Annotated in this window: 2 protein-coding genes; one reads left to right on the top strand and one right to left on the bottom strand. The window is 43.8% G+C overall.

Annotation, left to right across the window (positions count from 1 at the left end):
- The first annotated feature begins 815 nt into the window (after positions 1–815).
- Positions 816–1,316 (top strand): mechanosensitive ion channel domain-containing protein, encoded by a 501-nt coding sequence (locus L2082_RS19160; RefSeq protein ID WP_446011313.1) that lies wholly within the window; start codon positions 816–818, stop codon positions 1,314–1,316.
- Positions 1,317–1,337: 21 nt separating this feature from the next.
- Here L2082_RS19160 and prfH read toward each other — a convergent pair whose 3' ends face one another.
- Positions 1,338–1,982, bottom strand: a complete 645-nt coding sequence (gene prfH, locus L2082_RS19155; protein WP_446011314.1) for a peptide chain release factor H — start codon at positions 1,980–1,982, stop codon at positions 1,338–1,340.
- Between the last annotated feature and the right edge of the window lie 171 nt (positions 1,983–2,153).

Genomic DNA, 2,153 nt, shown 5'->3' with positions numbered 1-2,153 from the left:
TCCCTTGGTTACCAATGACAAATCGTTTTTTATTACATTAATACCAGAAAAATCTCAAATGTCCATTTTTTTCTGGTGTAAAATTAAAAGATTAACCAGCTAGCAGAAAAAGGCTGTCAGGGGCCTGTAGAAGATGTAATAATCGATTATTTTAAGAAAAACCCTGATGCTGAAATAACTAATAGAATGGTTCGTAGTCTTAGTGGTGAGTCAGATCTACAGAAAGTAAAGAAAGCCTTACAAAAGCTTAGAAAAACAAACGTTATTAAACCCAAAGATATTAATGCTTCTCGGTTTAAGTACAGCTACATCAGAGTTAAAAACGGAAGCTAACAAATGGCTCCAAGGCACGGCGCATCAGGCGACGCCCCTGAGCCAGGCGTTAGCTGACCCTTTTTTACTGATGGCCCAACAACTCTGGTTGGGTGCCAGTAATAATTGCGTGAGGTTAGAAAAATGGACGAAAAGGGGACAGATTTATTTTAATTCTGAAGTCAGGATAGGAAATACAAAATAAGTAGAGGACGGGTCCCCTTGTTGAACTAAAACAAGCCACAGTGATGAAAAGTGTCCGCCCTTTCCTGTCGGGCACACCCCTACAATTCCGCTCCTTAAACGGGCAGTTGATCTCACATTATTTTTCTAATATAGATTTTTCTATCTCTCTCGAATAGCCTCTTTTACTGGTGCCTAAGCTTTGCTTGGGCACAGACACCGTGAAGCACCGCTTCATACAAGGATCAGAGCTTCAGAATAAGAAGAACACCCAAGCCGGAGCTTGGGTACAAGCAATAATTGTGTGAGGTTAGAAAATTATGAATATCCTGCTTTCATTACAAATCTTGCTGTCCGTACTGGCGGTTGTCTCTTATTTTGTCATCATGGCAATTATCGCTCCCATTATCGCAAGATATGGTGCCAGGCAAAGATTTATCGAACAAAGAATAGTCTACATTAAAAAATTCTTCATTTGTTTGCTGTTTTCCTTCCTCTTTATCGTTATCGCCATAATATGGGGATTTGATATAAGAGGCGTATTGATCTTTACTTCCTCCTTTTTTGCCGTTCTCGGTGCAGCGTTATTTGCCTCCTGGTCAGTTCTCAGTAATATCACCTCCGGTATTATTATATTTTTCTCCTTCCCTTACCGGATAAAAAACGAGATTACCATAGTAGATGGCGACAATTCAGTCACAGGTGAAATCATTGATATGACCCTGTTTCATATTCAACTCAAGGATAAAGAAGGGAATGAGATCTTTTATCCAAACAATCTGATCATTCAAAAGCCTGTCATGAAATCAGTAAGACCCTAACGAGATATCAAGAAGGTACTGTCATGAACGTGATCCCTTTTTTTCCAGAAACCGCTCGCCCTGAAAGACCCGTACCGGGTTTCCCCGCTCCAGCTCATTATGCATGCCCCACTGCTCCTGCTGGGACTGCTTGGCCCGCACATCCTGCTCCTCCTGAATCCTGACGTGCAAACGCGTCAGGGCCAGCTTCTTATTCATATGCTGGGAACGCTCTTCTTGAGCCATTGCAGTCAGACCTGTGGGAAGATGCGTCACCCGAATGGCAGAGTTCACCTTATTGACATGCTGCCCACCCGGCCCCGAGGCCCGCATGCTCTCAAAGCGAAAGTCCTTATTGGAAAGCTCTTTTTCTTCCGGTGGTACCACCTGCTGCACCCCGACAAACCAGTTTTTGCGTTTATGCCGAGGTCTAAAGGGGCTTTGAGCGATCCATTGGATGGTTCCTTGCCAGGAGCGCATAAACTCGTCACATCCTTTGCCGTGAAGGGAGAGTAAGGCCGATCTGACTGTTTTGGGATGATCTCCCTCAATTAATTCGAGACAGTCTACCGTAATATTCTTCTGAGCTGCTTCATCAGACAAGGCCTGGAGGAGGAGAAAGGCAGCCCGGCAGCACTCCTCTGGTCCTCGGCCCGAGGTTATCTGCACCCAGCAGCTTGCCATCATCGTCTCCTCGTTTTATAGGTGATCAGTGGCTGAAGCACAGCAACCAGCAATTCCCGAACCCCTCTCAAATGCTGAAATAGCATAGTTGAACAAAAATATTTTCGTAAACATTTTTTATTCGTGTTTGACATATCAAACGTTTTGGGTCAATACTCTCTGCAAAAAAAATGC

The sequence above is a fragment of the Candidatus Electrothrix sp. genome (genome assembly GCF_052785085.1).
This window is presented reverse-complemented; position numbering and strand designations above follow the sequence as displayed.